We start from the raw sequence: 18,050 nt of genomic DNA, 5'->3' as shown, positions 1-18,050 counted from the left end.
AATTGGGCGATTTTGAGGCGTTTTTCTACTGTTTCTGCCATAAAAAATAATTTCCAAAGCCGTTTTTTGTTCTTTGTTATTTCTCTAATAAAATAATCTGCTCATAATCAATCATGTAAAAATAATTTTCAAAAAAAGTATTATCAACTTGTCAATACCTGATAATTCAACTTCCGACCTTTGCAAAAACAACAACAAAAATGGCAAATAATCCTAAACAAAATAAGCCATGACAGACAGGGAATTAACGGCATTTATGCAAAACTGGTTTGAGCGGCTTATGGCACGGTTCGACCGATTGGACAAACATTTGGAAAAAATGGCGATAAAGGAGAAGTTGCTGGAGGGCGAACGGCTGTTGGACAACCAGGACGTTTGCCAGATGCTCAATGTAAGCAAGCGGACGCTCCAGCGTTACCGTTCGTCGGGCGAACTGCCCTACCAGATGCTCTATCATAAGACTTTTTACAGGGAAAGCGACGTGGAAGCCTTTATCAAGGCCAATTTCGCCAAAGGCGAAGACACGGACGACAATAATCCCGAAGAACCGGATGTTCCGTAATTGGTATTTTTCTTTTCTAAACACTATCGTTCAACAGAAGCCCGCACCGTCGTGATGACAGGCGCGGGCTTCGCTCATTTATGGTAATGTTCCCAACAATTTTTACTGTTAGATTTTGAAGCCCTTCCGCTCCAGTATTCCGACGGCAGGTCGGGCGACAACCAGCCTGTCGCCCATAATTGCCTTAATCGTCTGCAAATTATCCGGCATGGGTGCAAATTTATTTTCTTCTTTCGGGATACCCGCCATGATGCCGACGCTCTGCTCGATGGGTTTCAGCGAGGCTTCGATTTTACGCTCCATGACCACCATTTCCGCTTTCAGTCCCTTCAACTCGTCTTCCTTTTTCCAAAGGCTTTCCACCACTGCTTTGAGCGTGGGAACGTCCTTCATCAATTTTTCGTTGTCCGTCCTGTACTTCTCCAGCAGGGTGGGCATGGTGTCCAAGGCGTTCCGGAAATTGGCCGCCGCTGTCTTCGGGTCGGCTGCAAGGTGGCCGTGATTGTAGTTATACAAAATCTCGCCTTCTCCCTTGATAAAGAAACGGTTCTGTACCAAATCGAAGCCGTCCTTCACGGTGGTTTCCGATTTCACCAGCAGGGTAAAGCCATAAAGCGACCCGATGGGTTCCGACAGGCCGTGCGTCCGCGCTTTGTCGGCAATCTCGTTCAGTTTCTTACCAACGGACACGGGGTCGGTGGCGGCAAAGCCGTCCAGTTTTACAGGATTCAGGCGTGTGCCGTCCGGGGCAACCTGCACACGGGCGTTAAACGCTTCCACGTCTTTGGATATGCGGGCGATAAAGCCCTTGTTGGTTTCCACCGTCTGCATGATTCCCTCCAGCTTCCAGCGGGTCGAGGACTTGCCCTGCGTGAACGCCCGCCGTTCGCCCTCCAACGAAGTGATTTTTTTCTCTAACCGCGCTTTTTCCAGCAATTCGGTATTGCCGGAGAGGATTGCCACATATTCGGAGAAATTCATGCCGCTTTTCTCGTCCATACTGCCCTCGTCAATGGTACGGCTACCCATATTGTTATTCTTTAGCTGGTTAATAAATAGCTGCTTGTTGTGCAGCAACCCGAATTTATAAGCGTCCAGCGACTTTTCAACGGCATAAATCACCACATCGACCTTATTGTCGGCGTGTAGTTTGGCAACCTCGTTACCTTTGCGGATTGCCCTCCCGTCGCGCTGTTCCAGGTCGCTTGGCCGCCAGGGTGCGTCAAGGTGATGCACCGCTACGCACCGTTTTTGAGCATTAACTCCTGTCCCCAGCATTTCCGTACTGCCGAACAATACGCGGATTTTACCCTCGTTCATATCGCGTATCATCGCCTTGCGGGATTTCTCCGTTCCGGCTTCCTGGATAAACCGTATTTCGGATGCAGGGATGCCATACTGCGTGACGAGTTTGTTTTTAATCTCGCTGTACGGGTTCCAAATATCGGGTTTGTAGGTTCCCAAATCCGAAAAGACAAACTGCGTCCCTTTCTGCGGGGTATATGTCTTGTAGTAACCGGCAATGACGGCGGCGCAATGGCTGGCCTTGTTGTCGATATGGTCGCCGTACTTCTGCGGGTCTATCAGGCGCATGTCCAACGACATTTTACGGGCGTAGTCCGTTGCAATAAGCATCTTTGCCTTTTCCTCGCTTTCCGAAAGCGGCGGACGTCCCAAAATGGTGGCGTCGCCCGTTTTGGCAAAGGTCATGAGTTTCTGTATAAAATCCTGCTGGTCGGGCGTAGGCGGAATATTGTGCAGTATCTCGTTCTTCTCCGGGCGGTCGATACCGATGTCTTTCGCCGTGCGGAAATCGGTAATTTCCGAATAGAATGAAGCCAGTTCCGGCACTTTAATGAAGTACCGGAACCGCTCTTTCTGCACAATCTGGTTGGTTACCGAAAACTCGTAATCCTTCGTCTTCTTGGCGAAGATGGCCGCCCATGCGTCGAAGGTGTTGATGCCCTGCCTTTCGAGTTCCTTCGGGCGCAGGTACTTAAAGAGCAGGTACAATTCGGTGAGCGAATTGCTGATGGTCGTACCCGAAAGAAAGGTTGCGCCTAAATCCTTGCCCGTCCTGTCCTGGATGGTGCGCACGGCGAAAAGCATGTTAAGCGCCCGCTGCGAGCCGTCGGAGTTTCCCAGCCCCGCCACGCGGTCGTGCCGGGTGGTAAAGGTCAGGTTTTTGAATTTGTGCGATTCATCAACGAATAAATGGTCGATGCCCATCAGCCGGAAATCCACCGCGTCGTCCTTGCGGTTGGCGATTTGGTGGGTAATCCCTTTCAGGCGGGCTTCCAGATTGGTTTTCCGCTTTTCGACACCCCTGCGCATAAAATTGGAAACTTCCCCTCCCTTATTGCGCAGCACTTCCAGATTTTCTTCCACGCTGTCCAGCTCCTTTTGCAAGATGTCGCGCTGGATTTCGGGGGATTGCGGAATCATCCCGAACTGCTCGTGGGTCATTATCACCGCGTCCCAGTTATTATTTTTCATTTCGTTAAAAATGCGGGTGCGTTTGGCAGGGGTAAAATCCTCTTTCCCCGGATAGAGTACTTTCGCGTCCGGGTAGGCGGTGCAAAAGGTTTGCGCTATCTCGTGTACGTTGGCTTTCAGGGCGATTATCATCGGTTTGCCCGCTAATCCCAGCCGCTTCATTTCCATTGCCCCGCAGCACATAATCAGCGTTTTACCTGCCCCTACCTCGTGGTCGCAGATGCCGCCGCCATTGGTTTTGAGCATCCAGACGGCGTCCTTCTGGCTCTTATACAGGTCGTCGATACCCAGCGCTTTCAGGTCAAGCCCCGGAAAGGTCTGGTGGCTACCGTCATATTCGGGTCGCGCAAAACAGTTGAACGTGCGGTTATAGAGATTGGCCAGCCGGTCTTTGAACTCCGGCGACTGCTGGCGCAGCCAGTCGGAAAAGCCGTTACGGATTTCGTCGATTTTGCTGTTTGCCAGTTGGATGGCTTGCCCGTCGGGTACTTTGACTTCCTTATCGCCGTCCTTGATTGTCCTGGTAATGTCGGGCGTGGTGTCGTGCATGGCATGGCGCATCAAGGCAACTCCGTCGAACAGGCGGTTTTCGCTGCGGACGCCGTATTTCTCCGTGATGTTGGCGTTCCGGGAGCGGGCATTGAGGCTGAACTCGTCGCGGCTGGAGGCATACGTTATTTTTACATCGGTCTCAAACAGGTACGAAGCGTATGCGGCATAAATGCCGGTCGGTATCCACCTTTCGCCGAAATTAAAATCCAAATCGTCGAAGTCAATCGGCTTGGGCGCGGCTTCCTGCAAGGCTGCCAGCGATTCTTTGGCGGCTTCGTGGCCGGGATGACTGTCGATAAACTTTTGTACCTCGTCCGCTTTGGAAATAACATTTCCTGCGATAAACTTGTCGGCAACCTCATAGCCGCCCACCAGCGGATTGAAATAAACCCTGCTCTTCAATTCTGATAGTAGGCTTTCTTCCGGACTGCCTGTAAGCGAGGCCATATACTCCAAATCGACCTTGCCGTGCTTGTTGAGCGAAGCAGCCAGCGCGTCGCGGGCGTTGTCGGCGTGGGTAATCTCCCGGCTGTTGAACGCCACTGGACGTTCAAAGATGTCCGCCTTTACCGCCTTGCCCTCACGATAACGTTCCAAAGAGAGTATTTCCCGGCCTCCGGCGTCCATCTTAATCAGGTCAAGATTCTTGGGGTCGTTCAGATTGCCGAATTTCTCTGTAAAATCATCGTACAGACGATTGAGCATCTGCCGAAGCGCAGGATTTTCCTTCAACTGGCCGGCTTCGTTCAGGTAGAGGTGGTGGTAGGTATCGCGGATTTCGATGTAGAGCGATGCCCGTTTCCCCTGCTGCGCTGAAAGCTCCAGCGGGTGGAACATGGGGTTGAAACCGTTCAGGTCGCGAAGATAGCCGATGCGGTTGTCCGCATTTGTTACCAGCGAGCCTTCCCTGTAATGTTTCGGTAGCCCCTGCTCCGGCACAGCAAAGGGTACGGGTTTCATCCGTTCTTCCCGTTCCGTTTCCCTTTTGAGGTTTTGGGACTGTTCCTCCTTTCGGGCATCGGCGACAGGATAAACGGGTTTGGTATCTGTTTTTGTTTCCTTGGCTTGCCTTTCCGCTTCTTTCCTCTTTTTACCGGCTTCCAGCATCAATTCTTCCCGCCAGTCCAGCGGTGCGCGGTCATCTTCTTTTTTTGAAGATTTCCGCTTCTGCTTTGCTTTGGGCTGGGGTATCTCCATCCGGCGGCGGGAACGGCTGTTTTTGGGTTTGATTTGTGTGCGTTCCTCGGCGGACAACCCGAACAAATCATACAGCGATATGAGCGGTTGGTTTTGGATGTTATACGCCGGTTCCACCGCTTTCGCCTCCGCAGTCGGCTCTTTGGTTTGCGCAGGCGGCGGAACCGGGTCGGAAAAGTCAAACTGCAAGGAAGTTTGTGTTCCCGGCGGCATGTATGGCTGTTCTTGCGGCTTCAGCTCCCTTACCGGGGAAAAATCGTCATCCGACAGCACATCGTCAAAACCCAGCCTGTTTTCCTCCCAATCTAATTGCGCTGTACTTTTTCGTTCGGAAAAATCTTCCGGGGTGGCTTCCATAAACAATTCCCTGTCTTTTTCCTTGTTGGCTTCTACCATTTCGCCCATTTCCCGCCAGTCCTGCGCTGTCGGCCGGTAGCCCCGGCTTTGGGCGGCGGATTGCTCCACCTGCGGGGCGTGTTTTTGGTACAACTCCATATCCAGATGCCGCGAAAAATCTTCGCGCAGCATCCCGCGCAATGCGGCTGCAATGCCTCCCACTCCGCCGGAGTGGAGAAACTCCATCGCCGGTTTACCGTAAGGGTCGGTTCCGACCTTTACATTGTCGTGGATTACCCGGTCGAAATTCTGGAACAGGTTATTGACCGGTATGCCGTTGGAGAGCTTCCTGCTGTCGATAAAATCCTGCTGCCTTTGTGAGAGTTCCTTAACACCTGTTTTCTTCTGGAGGATAACGAGGTCGCTGCCTACTTCCGTTCCGGCATGTTCCGTAAAAAGGTTATTCGGGAAGCGGACGGCGGAAACAGGTTCGCACCGCTCCATCAGCCACTCGCGCACGGGGCGGTTGGCTTCGGAGTTCAATACGCCCTGCGAAGTGATAAAGGCGATCAGCCCGCCCTCGCGGACGCAATCGACGCCTTTCATAAAGAAATAGTTGTGTACTGTGCCGGATGCCTGCCGGTGGGCGTCGTCTTTCGCGTTGCTGTATGCGGGGTCGAATACCCTTACGTCGCCGAACGGGATATTGCTGGCGGCTACATCAAAATAACCGTTGTAACGGGCTTCGATGTTTTCAAATCCCTCTACCCGCACTTTTTCGGCAGGATTCAGGTGAGAAAGGATTTTTCCGGTCAGCATATCCTTTTCAAACTGTGTCGCTTCACATCCCGGATTCAGCAACCGGACAGATTCGGAAAAGATTCCTGTTCCGGCGGAGGGGTCGAGCAGGCGCACCGGTTCAACGCCGCTTTCTTTCAAGGCTGCAGCCAATGCGTCCACCACTTTGGGCGGGGTATAAAAGGCGGACAGCACGGAATTTTTCAGAGAACTTACATAGCGGTTATACTGCGGCGCGTTTCCCGCTCCCATGCGCAATATATCGTGCAACTGCGTAACCAGCGGAAACAGTTCGCTGTCGGTTTTTGTCCAGTGTTGTACGTCTTCCGGCTTGTCGGCGGGATTCAACACGGCTTTGATTCCCCCGAAACCGCAGTAGGTTTCCAATATTTCCCGTTCGGCGGGCGTTGCCTGCCGCCCTTCTTTTTCAAGGCTGAACGCTAAACGTATCGCCTCAATGTTGTCCCGAAGCCGGGCTTTCTTATTGAACGCCATCTTCGAGAAGTATTTGGATTGCGCCCGTCAGTTCCGTGTAGAGTAACCTGTACTCTGCACTATCGGCGAAATCGTCCGACAATGTATATTTTCCAATTACAGCCGAAAGGCGGGGCAGTAACTCTATTGCCAAGCCTTCGGCCAGCGCGGGGTCTGTTTCGTCCGTAAACTCGTCCCAAAGTATATTGACAATGGTGCGGTAAGGAGAGAAATGCAGTCCGGCATAGAGGATTTGGGAAGCGGCTTCTTCGGCTTCATCGTGCGAGCCGCCCGATTTGATAATGCTACTGTATGCTTCGGCTGCCGTATCACCCCGCGAGGCGATAAACTGTTTGTCGGTTGCCTTTTCGGGATGCGATTCACGTAAATAGGATAACAGGGAGAGCCGGAAATAAGACATTTCCACGTCTGCGGATTTATTTGTTGCTTTCATCTTTTGATTTTTTAGTGGTAAATAAATGGAGGGAAAGGAAAAAGCGACCGGAGCCTTGCCCCGGTCGCCACCACTAAAAAAATCCGATGTCAGGCAATTATCCCTAATTGGCAAGTCTTAGATTCTTTCAGTGGCAAAGGTAATCATTTACTTTGTTTTACCTTTCTTTCCGTTCTTGTTTTCAAACTCGAACACGGTTTTATAGTCGGCGTCAAAGGCTACGGCTGCATCGAACGGTTTTCCGGTCTTACTGCTCGTAAAGCCTTTGATGATGCCTGTTTTACCGTTCGTCAGCAAGGCGGTAAGCTGCGTATCGGTCAAATCCTTTTTGGCAATGGTTCGGAAAACCATTAGCCCGCAATGCTCATTATTGCATTTGGCAACCTTCGGAAAGAATATGACCTGTCCGCTTTTACATTTGAGGCAGCCGCAGCCGGGGCGGTCGTCCTGCCGTTCAAAAGCGATGCCGAGCAATTCCGTGGTGATTTGCGAAGCATACACCTCTATCGAGTGGTGGAATGTAGCTGCATCCATTTTCCCTTCACCGATTTTAGAAAGGGCGTGTTCCCAACTTCCGGTCATCGCAACATCCGCAATCTTTTTGTCTTTCACGGCAAGGTAAACTACCAGTCCCTTGTTGGTCGGAACCAACGCCTTCTTTTCGCGCACGATATATTCCCGTGCAAACAGCGTTTCAATGATGGCCGCACGGGTAGCAGGTGTGCCGATACCGGCGTCCTTCATCGCTTCGCGTTCTTCTTCGTTGGTACATTCCTTGCCTGCCGATTCCATCGAACCAAGCAAACTTGCCTCTGTATGCAGCGGACGGGGCTTGGTCTGCTTTTCCAACGCTTCCATATCCCGGACGGGAAGCATATCGCTTTCGGCGAGTTGGGGCAGCGTGGTTACGTCTTCGTCCTGCGCTTCTTCATCGGTGGCGTTAAACACAGCCCGCCAGCCGGGAAGTAGTGTTACGCTGCCCTTTGCGACAAAGTGTACGCCGCCCGCGTCAAGCGAAACGGCGGTGTTCTCTTTGGTGCAACGATTGGAGAATGATTCTAACATTCGACCGGCTATCATGTCATAAATCGTCCGTTCATCGCCGGTTAATCCGTCCGCCGGATCTCCGGTGATGATAAGCGCATGGTGGTCGGTTACTTTCTTGTCGTCCACGCAGCGGATATTGAGTACGATGTTATCCATTGAAGCGGCGTAAGCGCCAAAACGCGGATGGTTTTTCAGCGTGGCGATCAGGTGCGGTATCTCGTCCAGCACATCGGCGGAAATATAACGGCTTCCCGTGCGTGGATACGATATTTTTTTTGATTCGTACAACGCTTGGGCGATATTCAGCGTTTTGTCGGCTGAAAAACCATGTTTGCTATTGGCTTCCTTTTGAAGCGTGGTCAAATCATACAACAGCGGTGGTTCCTGCTTTACTTCTTTCTTCTCGACACCCGTAACGCGGACGGTTCCGGCAGCCTTCACCTGTTGCAATGCGCCATCGGCTGTGGAACGGGTATCGTACTTGTCCACCGACAAAACGGCAAATGCCGTATCATCTTTAGCCGTGTGGATTTTCAGTTTGAAGTACGTTTGCGGCTTAAAGTCCTTATTCTCCAGATAGCGGCTGCATATCATCGCCAGCGTGGGTGTCTGTACTCGACCGAGCGACCACGAGCCGCGCCCGGCGGCAATGCTCAACGCCTGACTTGCATTAAGTCCGACAACCCAATCGGCCTGGCTTCTTGCTCTCGCCGATAAATACAGGTTGTCGTAATCGCTGCCGGGGCGGAGATTCTGAAAACCCTCCTTAATGGCTTTGTCGGTCAAACTGCTTATCCATAAGCGTTGGCACGGGCGGTTGCTTCCCAAATATTCATAGATGTAGCGATGGATTAACTCGCCCTCCCGTCCGGCGTCCGTGCAAACGACAATGCCGTCGGCTTTGGAAAACAACTCTTTGATGATTTTCAGTTGCTTCATCACGCCGGGGTCATTTTTGTATTCCTTACCTTCTTTGATTTGGCGGGGAATGAGTATAAACTCCTTCGGCAATATAGGCAGGTTTTCCTTTTGGAAACCGGTAAACCCGTATGCTTCGGGCATGGCAAGCCCCACAAGGTGGCCGAACGCCCAGGTAACAGCCCAGCCGTTACCTTCCATATAGCCGTCTTTTTTACTGGTTGCGCCGAGTATGGCGGCTATACTTTTAGCCACGCTCGGTTTTTCTGCTATACAAACTTTCATATCGAATTTTTTTAGTGGTTTGAAAAATTGAATTACATTTTATGCCCCGTGCTTTTCCTGGGCTTGGCGGGAGATTGGCGCTGCTCCTGTTGCTCTTTCTTTTCCGCCTGCTTCCCGGTGGGCTGGGTCTGGCCTTTCTGCAATGGCTCGGTCGAGTGTTTGGTCGCCTCGTTGGTTTTACCCTCATTATTGACGGCAACCTGTGTTTTGAAGCCTTCGGCGGGTTGCGACTGCTTCTTGGCCAGTGCTTCTTTCCATTGTTCGGGAGGCAGGCTGGTATGGCGGATACGCCCGGCATCCTGATCCGGCCACACCCAGGCATTGTACTTCTGTCCCTTTTGGTCGGTGGACTCCACCTGCTTCACCCCTTCTTCCTGTTTGGGTTTATTGTTCTGGTTTACCATCCCTTCTACCCAGACAGGTTTATTTTCGCACAGGGTTTTGAACTGTTCGCGGGTGAGTTCGACGCCGCCCTGCACGGGACGCACCCATACTTCGCCGACCTTGCGGGCTTTGAGCGGCTGGTTGTCGTCCTGTCCCGTTTTTTGTTCCGCTTTCGCCGCCCGTTCCTGTTGGCGCTGCTGGCGTTGTTCGGGCGTAAACAGGAAGTCGAAATTTTTATTCACGGCATTATACTGGACAATGCGCGTGATTTTCCCGCCGGGTTCCTCGCCGGGGCGTTGCTTCTTGTCCATGTTTTCTACCAGCACGCCTTTACCGGCTTTCAACCCGTCCTGCTGTTCTTGCGAGAGTTCAACGCCTTTCAGTACTTTCGGGATTTGGATTTCCGATAGTGGGACGGCCTCGAAGCGGTTGGTGATTTTATCCAGCGATACGAGCGCCGGGACTTTTTCGCCGCCGGGGGTCATTTCCAGCTCAAAGACACGCCCGCCGTGGCCGGTAGCGGTGAGTTGCTTCCGGTCGTCGGGGGAGAACATGACACCCATAAACGGCTTTTCAAAATCAGGCTTCTCCTGAAAGGGGTGCGTCTGGATTTTGATTGTGCCGTCGGGCTGCTGCTCAAAGGACAGGCGGGCTTTTGCCTGCAACTCTTTACCGTCAATCTCCATGCGGATTTCGAGCAGTCCGGGCGACTTGTGGCCGTAGGACATGGCTTTGAGCGAATCCTGCAAGTTGTCGCCGGTCAAACCGTACTTTTCGACCTCTTTCCATTCAAGCTTGTTCAGGTCAAGCGGCTGGTACTTCCCCTGCGCCTGTTCCTGCATCTTGCCCTCCGGCGTTACACGGTACGGGTCGAGTACCTTGTCCTCCGGGTTGATCCTGATGATTTTGTCAAGGAAAGCCGCCATCATATCGACCGCTTTCCCGCTGACCGCGTAAATACCCGTGTGCGACGGGTTTTTGAACTGTGCCGTGAACTTCTGAAAGAAGTTCTCCAGTGCGTTGCCACGCGGGTCGATTTTCAAAAAACTGTCGGCATTCTCCTTTGTCGGATCGACCTTTTTCAGCTTGCCGTCCTTTCCTTCGGCGACGGCTTTCAGCTTGCCATCTTCGCCCTGCGTCAAAATGACTTTCGGGTCATGCTCCTGCGCCGCGCCCATGTAATCCTGGAGGCGGATACGGCTTTCGGTAACAATCCGCGCGTCCGGCTGGTGGTTCAAAAGCCCTTCCAGCACTTTTACCCCCATGTCCAATCCGTTTGCGCTTACCTTGTAAAATGCCGTGCCGGAAGGGTCGCCAGTCCGGGACATGAAGTTTTGGAAGAATTTTTCCATGTCGCCGGAATTTTTCTCGACGGTCAGGAACATCCGCTCGTTCCTCATCGACGGTTCTACGGTCTTGATTTTCTTCCCGTCCTCGCTCATGCCTGCAACGGCTTTCAGCCTGCCGCTCTTTTTGTCCGCGACAAGCAAAATGTCGCGGTCGTAATTAATCTGTTTTTCTGCCATAAATCATTGATTTTTAAGTTCCGCATTACTATTAATGCGGAACGAAAGTACGCCTATCTTACTATGCGGCAAAGGGATTTCAGGTGGCTGGCAGCTTGTGGCGCCGGTTTGGAAGCGTGTGGCGTTGATGCTTTGGTTTCCAGCGGGTTATTTGCCTGTCGGTTTTGCCCGGAAAAACGAAAAAAGCGGCGTATCTTTGCAGGGTAATTATATAAGTTATGAAGCATGGCAAAAAAGAAACCTCCGGGACATTACTGCCGAATCTGCGGTTGCCGCAAGCCTAACGAAAAGTTCAGCGGCAAGGGACATGCCGGGCATATCTGCAAGGAATGTTACTCGCTGCCGCAGGAAAAGAAGAACGAACTGCAATATATTAACCGGATAGACCGGATTGCGGAAAAATATCCACGCTCGCGGGAGGACTGGGAATACCTTGAAAAATGCGCGAAAAACAAAAAGTATCCCGAAGCGGCGGAGTTTGCCCAAATGATACTGGGCATGAGTGGCAGGGGAGTGAATGAACCGATTGAAAAAGGCTGTGAAAACGATGGGGATATTTATGATTATGCGGATATAGACAATCTTCCGGTATTTTCCGAAAAGAAGAAATTTGCCGGACTTGACGATGATGAAAAAAAATGGCTCCGGGATTATATCCGTTCGGAAATCATTGAACACTGGGAGCATTCAAATGTATGCCCGAATGAAAATGAGCTGGTTGAAATAAGAAAGCGGATGACGGGTATATTTGAAGAAGAATGCCATATCATCTTGAAGAACGACGCCACATTGAGGAAATTCTTTCAGGACAATGTAACTTCTGCAATGAATAAATTACAGAAGAAGACAGAGGTTAGCGTAAAAAACAGCTAACCCCTGTTCTCAGTTAATTATTACATATATATAATGTGTATGGAAACAGAGAGAGCCGCCCGAATGGGCGGCTCTCTCTGTTTCTCTTACTCCTGTTTTGGGAGTAAATGACACAGTTTGGGGTCGGCCTTGATACGTTCCAATTCTTCCGCGACGATTTGTTTTGTTTCGGCTTTAATGCGGTCGTAATTCTCTTTAATCATTTCCTTCATACGATCAACACCATTCTCATCTACAAAATTGGAGATGACGGGTATTTTCCGGTACGCCTTCATTTCTGCGGCTACCCTGTCGTTATCCACTACTATTTCACAATGGAAAATCTTCTGCTCAATGCGTTCGTCGAAGTTGTCGGCGACCGCCCCGACAAACATCCCCTGCGTCAGGTTGGAAATTTTCGACGGCGGTATCAATGAATCCATTTGCGTTGAAATGGATGTCGATTTGTCCTGCCGGTTAATGGTCATCGACTGGCGTTTCTGCAACACTTTCCCGAAGCGGTCGGAAAGGGTTTTGGCCGTATCGCCCACCACTTGACCGGAAAAGATATTGCCGACCGTGTTCATCACTACGGCGGCTTCCTTATCGCCATAATCCCGTTTTAGCTGTGAAAAGTCCTGAAAACCAAGCAATACGGCCACCTTGTTGCTTCGGGCGGTGGCAATCAGGTTATCCAACCCTTTAAAGTAGATCGTCGGCAACTCGTCGATAATGACCGAACTTTTTAGTTGGCCTTTCTTGTTAATGAGTTTCACGATACGGGAATTATACAGTCCCAATGCCGCCCCGTAGATATTTTGCCGGTCTGGATTGTTGCCGACTACAAGGATTTTCGGGTCTTCGGGGTTGTTGATGTCCAGCGTAAATTCATCGCCGGACATTACCCAATATAATTGCGGGCTTATCATTCGGGAGAGTGGAATTTTGGCCGACGCTATCTGCCCCATCAACTGATCAGCGGCACCTCCTAACCACGCATCCATAAAGGGGCTAAGGTAGTTTTCGAGGTCAGGATACGAAGTAAGTATCGGAAAAATATCTTCGTAGCGCTTGTTCAGGAACTCAACCGCATGGGGAAAGGTGCAATACTTCCCGTCCTGATAGATGCGAAGATACCAGATAATTGCTGCAAAGAGGATTATCGGGGATTCCACGAAAAAGTCGCCCTGCTTTTGCACCCACGTTTTGTTCAAATTTAACATTATTGTATAGGCTGATTCGTATGCGTCCGATATATCGTCCATGAAAGAGGGGTTAATCGGATTGCAGCGGTGAGAGCGCGAAGGGTCGTCGAAGTTTATCACATAAAAGGTTGGGACTTTGGCGTAACCCTCACGGTTGTTCAGCAGGTGATTATACGCAATCGTCGATAAATCAGGAAACTTGAAATCGTAAATGTAACCGGTAAATCCCTTTTCGATTTGCTGTTTGATGAACTGGTTTACCACGGCGTAACTCTTTCCCGAACCCGGCGTACCCAGCACAATCGCCGCCCGAAAGGGATTTACAATGTTTATCCAGCCTTTCCACGTCTTCTTTTTGTACCAAAAGCGGGTAGGCAGGTTTACCGAATATTCGTTTACCATTAACCTGGTTTCCTGCATGAAACTCTCGTTCTCCGTGTTAAACACGTCGTCCATCAGGTTGTTTTTCAACAAGCGCGACATCCATATCCCCGCCATGAGCAGCAGGATATAACCAACGGTCATGGTAAAAATGTAGAACCCGGCATTGGCTATAAGCGGGAACGGCAAAATCAAAAGCCACCAGTTCAGGAAGAAGAAAACGAACCCTACGCCCAAGCAGACGTAGATTTTATTCCATGTTATTTTCTCGTCTTTCACGCCCTTAGTTCCCAAACAGGACAGGGCAAGGAACACAACGGCAAAAATTTTTGTCCACAGGATGGAGGTAAACAATCCGGCAGTGCGGTTGAAATTCATCAGGATTTTATCGACCACCCCGATATTGACGCCCCACTCTTTAATTGCTCCGTAACAAAACCAGTATATGTTTATCACTACGAATAAAATACTTAGCGCCCGCATAAAGTCCATGACTTTTGCCAGCCCTCTCAAATCATCTTCTTGTTGCATAATCAATTTGTTTTTTAGTTGTTTGACAATGGATTGAAAATGCGAAAGTAGGAAGATGAAAACGCCCCGAAGCTATGTTTTCGGGGCGTGGCAGCTTGTGGCGTCGGTTTGGATGCTTGTGGCGTTGTTGTTAATGATATCAAAGGTTATAAGTGATTATTCTTCCTTTTCATCAAATATTTGCTAATTTTGTGGCGGCAAAATAAGTATCTACTATAGTAGAAAAATAAAATAAGAACCATAAAAAGTGATAATATGGCAATAACACCTCGCAACGAAATCAAGACGGATAAAATATACATTAAAGATGTATTTGAACAATGGTATCGTATTCCAGAATATCAACGTCCTTACGTATGGAGTAAAGATGAAGTTATAGAGTTATTGGACGATATTAGTTATGCATCTGTAAATACTCCTTCCAATGATTATTTTCTTGGCTCTTTTGTGTATCAGCACAGGAAGGCTGGCGGAGAACAAGAATTCATTGAAAATGATCTGCTTGATGGGCAACAACGTATTACTACTATATTTTTACTTTTTGCTGTCGTTCGCGATATTGAAACAAACAAGATAAGAAAAGAAAATTGCCAAAAGTATATTTTCCAAGAAGAAGATAAAGATACTAATACGCCTGAACGAATTCGATTGTTGTACAAGATTCGCTCTGAAGTAGAAAAATTTATTGATGAGTATGTGAAGCCTGAAAACAGCATCATTGATAAATGGGAAGATATTAAACGTATTGCGATTGAAGACAAAGATGTATCCATCAAGAATATGGCAAATGCTATCGTGAGCATTCGTACCTATTTTGAAGATAATAAAAACATTGATACTTTTTTCCCTTATTTACTACAGTATGTATTGATGATTTATGTGTATTCAGAGCAATTAGAAGACGCATTCCGCTTATTTACCATTTTAAATGATAGAGGCGTAAAACTACGTAATTCTGATATTTTGAAAGCACAAAACCTACAGTATGTTCCCGATTCCGAGCGCACTAAGTATGGACTCCAATGGGAAGAATTGGAAAGTGAATTAGGAGAGGAATTTGATCGTTTTCTGTCTTTCATTCGAACAATTGTAGTTAAGGAGAAAGCTCGTTTGAATTTGCTTCAAGAATTTGAAGATAAAATATACAATCCAAAGGAGAAAGATAAAACTACAGGTAAGTTAAAACCTGCTTTACTAAAAAGAGGAAAAGAAACTTTTGATTTGTTGAATAAATACTATGACCATTACGACCAATTGTTTGAAAACGACAACTATAATTTTACTAATGGGTTTGAATTCAACAATATGGTGGTAGTTATGAAAACTACGTTGCCATCTACCGATTGGATTCCTCCATTGCTTTCTTATTATAATAAATTCAATTCAAATCGTATATATGATTTCCTATTATTGCTTGATAAAAAATTCACAGGAGATTGGATTGGGCAGTTAACACCAACAGAACGAATTGAAAATATGAATGCTATTCTGAAAGGAATTGAATCTCATAAATCTCCTGACGATTTATTTAAGACGAATTTATTTGATTTTGATAAAGTAAGTTTGTTGAAAAATATTAGTCAAAAAGCATATGGAAGGCAATTTGTTAAAAACATTTTATTAAAACTTGATTTTCTTTATAATGACAATAAAGTAAATAAGTGGAGTTGGTTTGGTCAAATTACCATTGAACATATTCTACCTCAAAACCCCAAAGATGGTAGTCAATGGAAAAAAGACTTCACAGATACAGACCGAGCAGACCTAACCAATAAAATCGGAAATTTGATTTTATTGGGGCGAGGAAAAAATGCATCGCAAGGCCGATTTGATTATTCATTGAAGCATCAAAAATATTTTGCTGAAAACATAAATACATTTCCGAATTCATTAAGAGTGTTTAATAAATATCGAACTCAGTGGACAAAAAATGAATTAAATGAGAATCAAAAATATGTTCTTGACACATTGAAGGCATACTATAATATCGAATAATATTATGACACAGAAAGATGCTTTTTGTAATTTGCTACGAGAAAGATCAAAAGAACATAGATTAGCAATCTCTCTAATGATAGAAAATGGCTTATATGGACAGGCTATTTCGATACTTAGACAAGAATTAGATTCTATGGTAAGAACAATATTCCTTTTGGAGAAATCCGACATCAATGTTAGAAACCATTACATGTCGCAAACACTAAATAATCAGAAATGGACTTTTCCTAATTCAAGAACTTTAGTAACAGACAGACATATGGTAGAGTTTTCCAATAATCTATACGGCTGGTCTTTATCTGTTTATAAATTAGGTTGCGCGTTTATTCATCTTTCACCAATGAGTAACTACACGAATAAGAATCCATTTTTTTATTTACCGGATACTGAGATTCAGGATATAAAGCAACATCTACATCATTACCACAACTTTTCACTGGAAGAAGAATTAAATATGAATACGGTTATTCCATATTTGCAAAGAGTATTTACAAAGGTTGCAGATAACTTAGAATACAACATTACATTATTAGAAGAAGAAAAGATTAGTGAGTTTTAAGTAAGCTATTACTTAATTCTACACCTGCCTCCCATACCTCCGTTTTTTCTTTTTCTTTCGTGTCGGCGCTGGCTGGTTATCATCATGCTGATCCGGCTCCGGCGTCAGAACCGAAAGCAAACTGCCGACGGGCGAATCGTCCCCGCCGTGGCCTTTGACGGTAGCCGGTTGTTTATCCTCCTGCTCATGCTGCACAGCCGGACGTAAAGCCTCTTTCGCAGGTACATACAGAACGGATTGCAGATTCTCGCGACATTCTTGTGGCTGCGCAAAATCTGCGAACCGCGCGCCGAGGGCATTAGCAGAAAACTCCTTGCCCAGCGCGGAACCGTTCAGGACGGTGCGGCTGTTGTGGTCGATAAACGTTACCCCGAACAAGCGTCCTCCGTTTCCATAACGCAATATCATGTCGATACCTTTCTTCTGCAAGTCCGCCCGAAACTCGCTTCCTGTGCGGGCTTTCGTCATGGACACAGAAACGATAGCGCGGGTATCGGCAACGATTCCTTTTGATTTGATTTCCTCGCCGGATTTCTTCATCATCTGCTCCAATGCCTCGATGCCGTAATCCTTCCCGAACAGGGAAGATTTGAGCGGTTTGCCTACACGGTTGCCGTCGGCATCCAACGCCGAATACACCAGCCCCACATATTTATTCCCCGGATTACTACCTTCGACCTTTTCCACTCCGATATTATAGAGCGACAACAACGCCCTGTACTCGCCGAGCGATTGGAACCGGTACATTGTTGTCAGCGGTTTGATAGCATTGGCGGCTTGCTTTTTCAGGTCGCTGCGCGAAGCGTCCACCGGTGAAAGTTGCCATGCCTCGCCTTGCTTCCTGTCTTTCGGGTGCAAACTGTATTTCTTTTCAAGGTCATCGGTAATCTGGCGGCTTTTCTCATAATTCTTCTTGTCGCTGATTAACGTGCCGTCGTTGCGGACACGGGTGGAAACAATGTGCAAATGCTGGCGGTCGATGTCCTCGTGTTTGAAAATCATCCAGGGTTGGCCACCGAAACCCAATTTCTCCATATACTCCCGTCCGATGTCGGCTAATTGGTCGTCGTTTATCTTATCTTCCGGGTGCGGATTGAGGGAAATATGGATAATTCCGCGCGTGGTAGTTACCTGAGGAGGCATCGCGCGTTCAAAATCCCGCATACAATTCCCTACGGAAAACTGCCCGTCGGCAGGAACAAAGACACGGTTCGTTTCCAGAATCTTACCCAAACCCGCATCAACTTTCTCCTGATTATACGCCAATGCGCCGTACAAATTATTCCCTATGTGTATATCCGCAACCATTTTTTAAGGACTATTCAGGCAAACATTCTTTCTTGAACTGCTCGCACAACTGCAACACTTCCCGCCCGATTTTCGACAATTCTATCGTTTCCTGCTCCAGTTTATAGAGCATGGAAAGGGCTTTTTTCTGTAAGCGTCTCCGCGATGACGTCTATCCTGTAAAAAAAATAAGCAGGGAGTACGCTTG

The 18,050-nt window shown here is 48.1% G+C and carries 10 protein-coding genes and 1 pseudogene; 4 read left to right on the top strand and 7 right to left on the bottom strand.

Annotated features, from left to right (window positions below; genetic code table 11):
- Positions 1-229 precede the first annotated feature (229 nt).
- Positions 230-562, top strand: a complete 333-nt coding sequence (locus tag ACFO6W_RS22825) for a helix-turn-helix domain-containing protein (protein ID WP_380000851.1) — start codon at positions 230-232, stop codon at positions 560-562.
- A 108-nt stretch (positions 563-670) separates the two neighbouring features.
- Here the strand turns inward: ACFO6W_RS22825 and ACFO6W_RS22820 are convergent, their stop codons facing one another.
- The 4 genes from ACFO6W_RS22820 to ACFO6W_RS22805 all read right to left on the bottom strand — a co-directional run bounded on the left by ACFO6W_RS22820 (position 671) and on the right by ACFO6W_RS22805 (position 11,029).
- A complete protein-coding gene (locus ACFO6W_RS22820) occupies positions 671-6,436 on the bottom strand; it encodes a helicase-related protein (protein ID WP_380000849.1) in 5,766 nt (1,921 codons plus the stop codon).
- Positions 6,423-6,869, bottom strand: coding sequence for a DUF1896 family protein (locus ACFO6W_RS22815; protein WP_380000846.1), 447 nt, complete (start codon positions 6,867-6,869; stop codon positions 6,423-6,425). Before ACFO6W_RS22815 ends, ACFO6W_RS22820 begins: the two co-directional genes overlap by 14 nt.
- 147 nt (positions 6,870-7,016) lie before the next feature.
- A complete protein-coding gene (locus ACFO6W_RS22810; RefSeq protein ID WP_380000844.1) occupies positions 7,017-9,119 on the bottom strand; it encodes a type IA DNA topoisomerase in 2,103 nt (700 codons plus the stop codon).
- Positions 9,120-9,151: 32 nt separating this feature from the next.
- Positions 9,152-11,029: a DUF4099 domain-containing protein gene (locus ACFO6W_RS22805; protein ID WP_380000841.1), complete on the bottom strand. Its 1,878-nt coding sequence runs from the start codon at positions 11,027-11,029 to the stop codon at positions 9,152-9,154.
- A gap of 225 nt (positions 11,030-11,254) precedes the next feature.
- On the opposite strand from ACFO6W_RS22805, the gene ACFO6W_RS22800 reads away from it, so the two are divergent.
- The gene (locus ACFO6W_RS22800) at positions 11,255-11,902 is read left to right on the top strand and encodes a hypothetical protein (RefSeq protein WP_380000839.1); all 648 of its coding nucleotides are present in this window, start codon (positions 11,255-11,257) and stop codon (positions 11,900-11,902) included.
- 86 nt (positions 11,903-11,988) lie between these two features.
- Here ACFO6W_RS22800 and mobC read toward each other — a convergent pair whose 3' ends face one another.
- Complete coding sequence (gene mobC / locus ACFO6W_RS22795; protein ID WP_380000837.1) at positions 11,989-13,998, bottom strand: conjugal transfer protein MobC; 2,010 nt, start codon at positions 13,996-13,998, stop codon at positions 11,989-11,991.
- 255 nt (positions 13,999-14,253) lie between these two features.
- Here mobC and ACFO6W_RS22790 point away from each other — a divergent pair, with 255 nt between their 5' ends.
- Together ACFO6W_RS22790 and ACFO6W_RS22785 are read left to right on the top strand one after the other, a co-directional pair.
- Positions 14,254-15,993 (top strand): DUF262 domain-containing protein, encoded by a 1,740-nt coding sequence (locus ACFO6W_RS22790; protein ID WP_380000835.1) that lies wholly within the window; start codon positions 14,254-14,256, stop codon positions 15,991-15,993.
- 4 nt (positions 15,994-15,997) lie between these two features.
- Positions 15,998-16,555: a hypothetical protein gene (locus ACFO6W_RS22785; RefSeq protein WP_380000833.1), complete on the top strand. Its 558-nt coding sequence runs from the start codon at positions 15,998-16,000 to the stop codon at positions 16,553-16,555.
- Between the two features lie 18 nt (positions 16,556-16,573).
- On the opposite strand, the gene mobB is transcribed toward ACFO6W_RS22785, so the two are convergent.
- Positions 16,574-17,863 (bottom strand): conjugal transfer protein MobB, encoded by a 1,290-nt coding sequence (gene mobB, locus ACFO6W_RS22780; RefSeq protein ID WP_380000831.1) that lies wholly within the window; start codon positions 17,861-17,863, stop codon positions 16,574-16,576.
- Between the two features lie 10 nt (positions 17,864-17,873).
- Positions 17,874-17,981, bottom strand: a pseudogene (locus ACFO6W_RS22775) (plasmid mobilization protein); the annotation flags it as partial.
- Positions 17,982-18,050 lie beyond the last annotated feature (69 nt).

This window comes from Dysgonomonas termitidis, from assembly GCF_042654545.1.
Taxonomy (GTDB): Bacteria; Bacteroidota; Bacteroidia; order Bacteroidales; family Dysgonomonadaceae; genus Dysgonomonas; species Dysgonomonas termitidis.
This window is presented reverse-complemented; position numbering and strand designations above follow the sequence as displayed.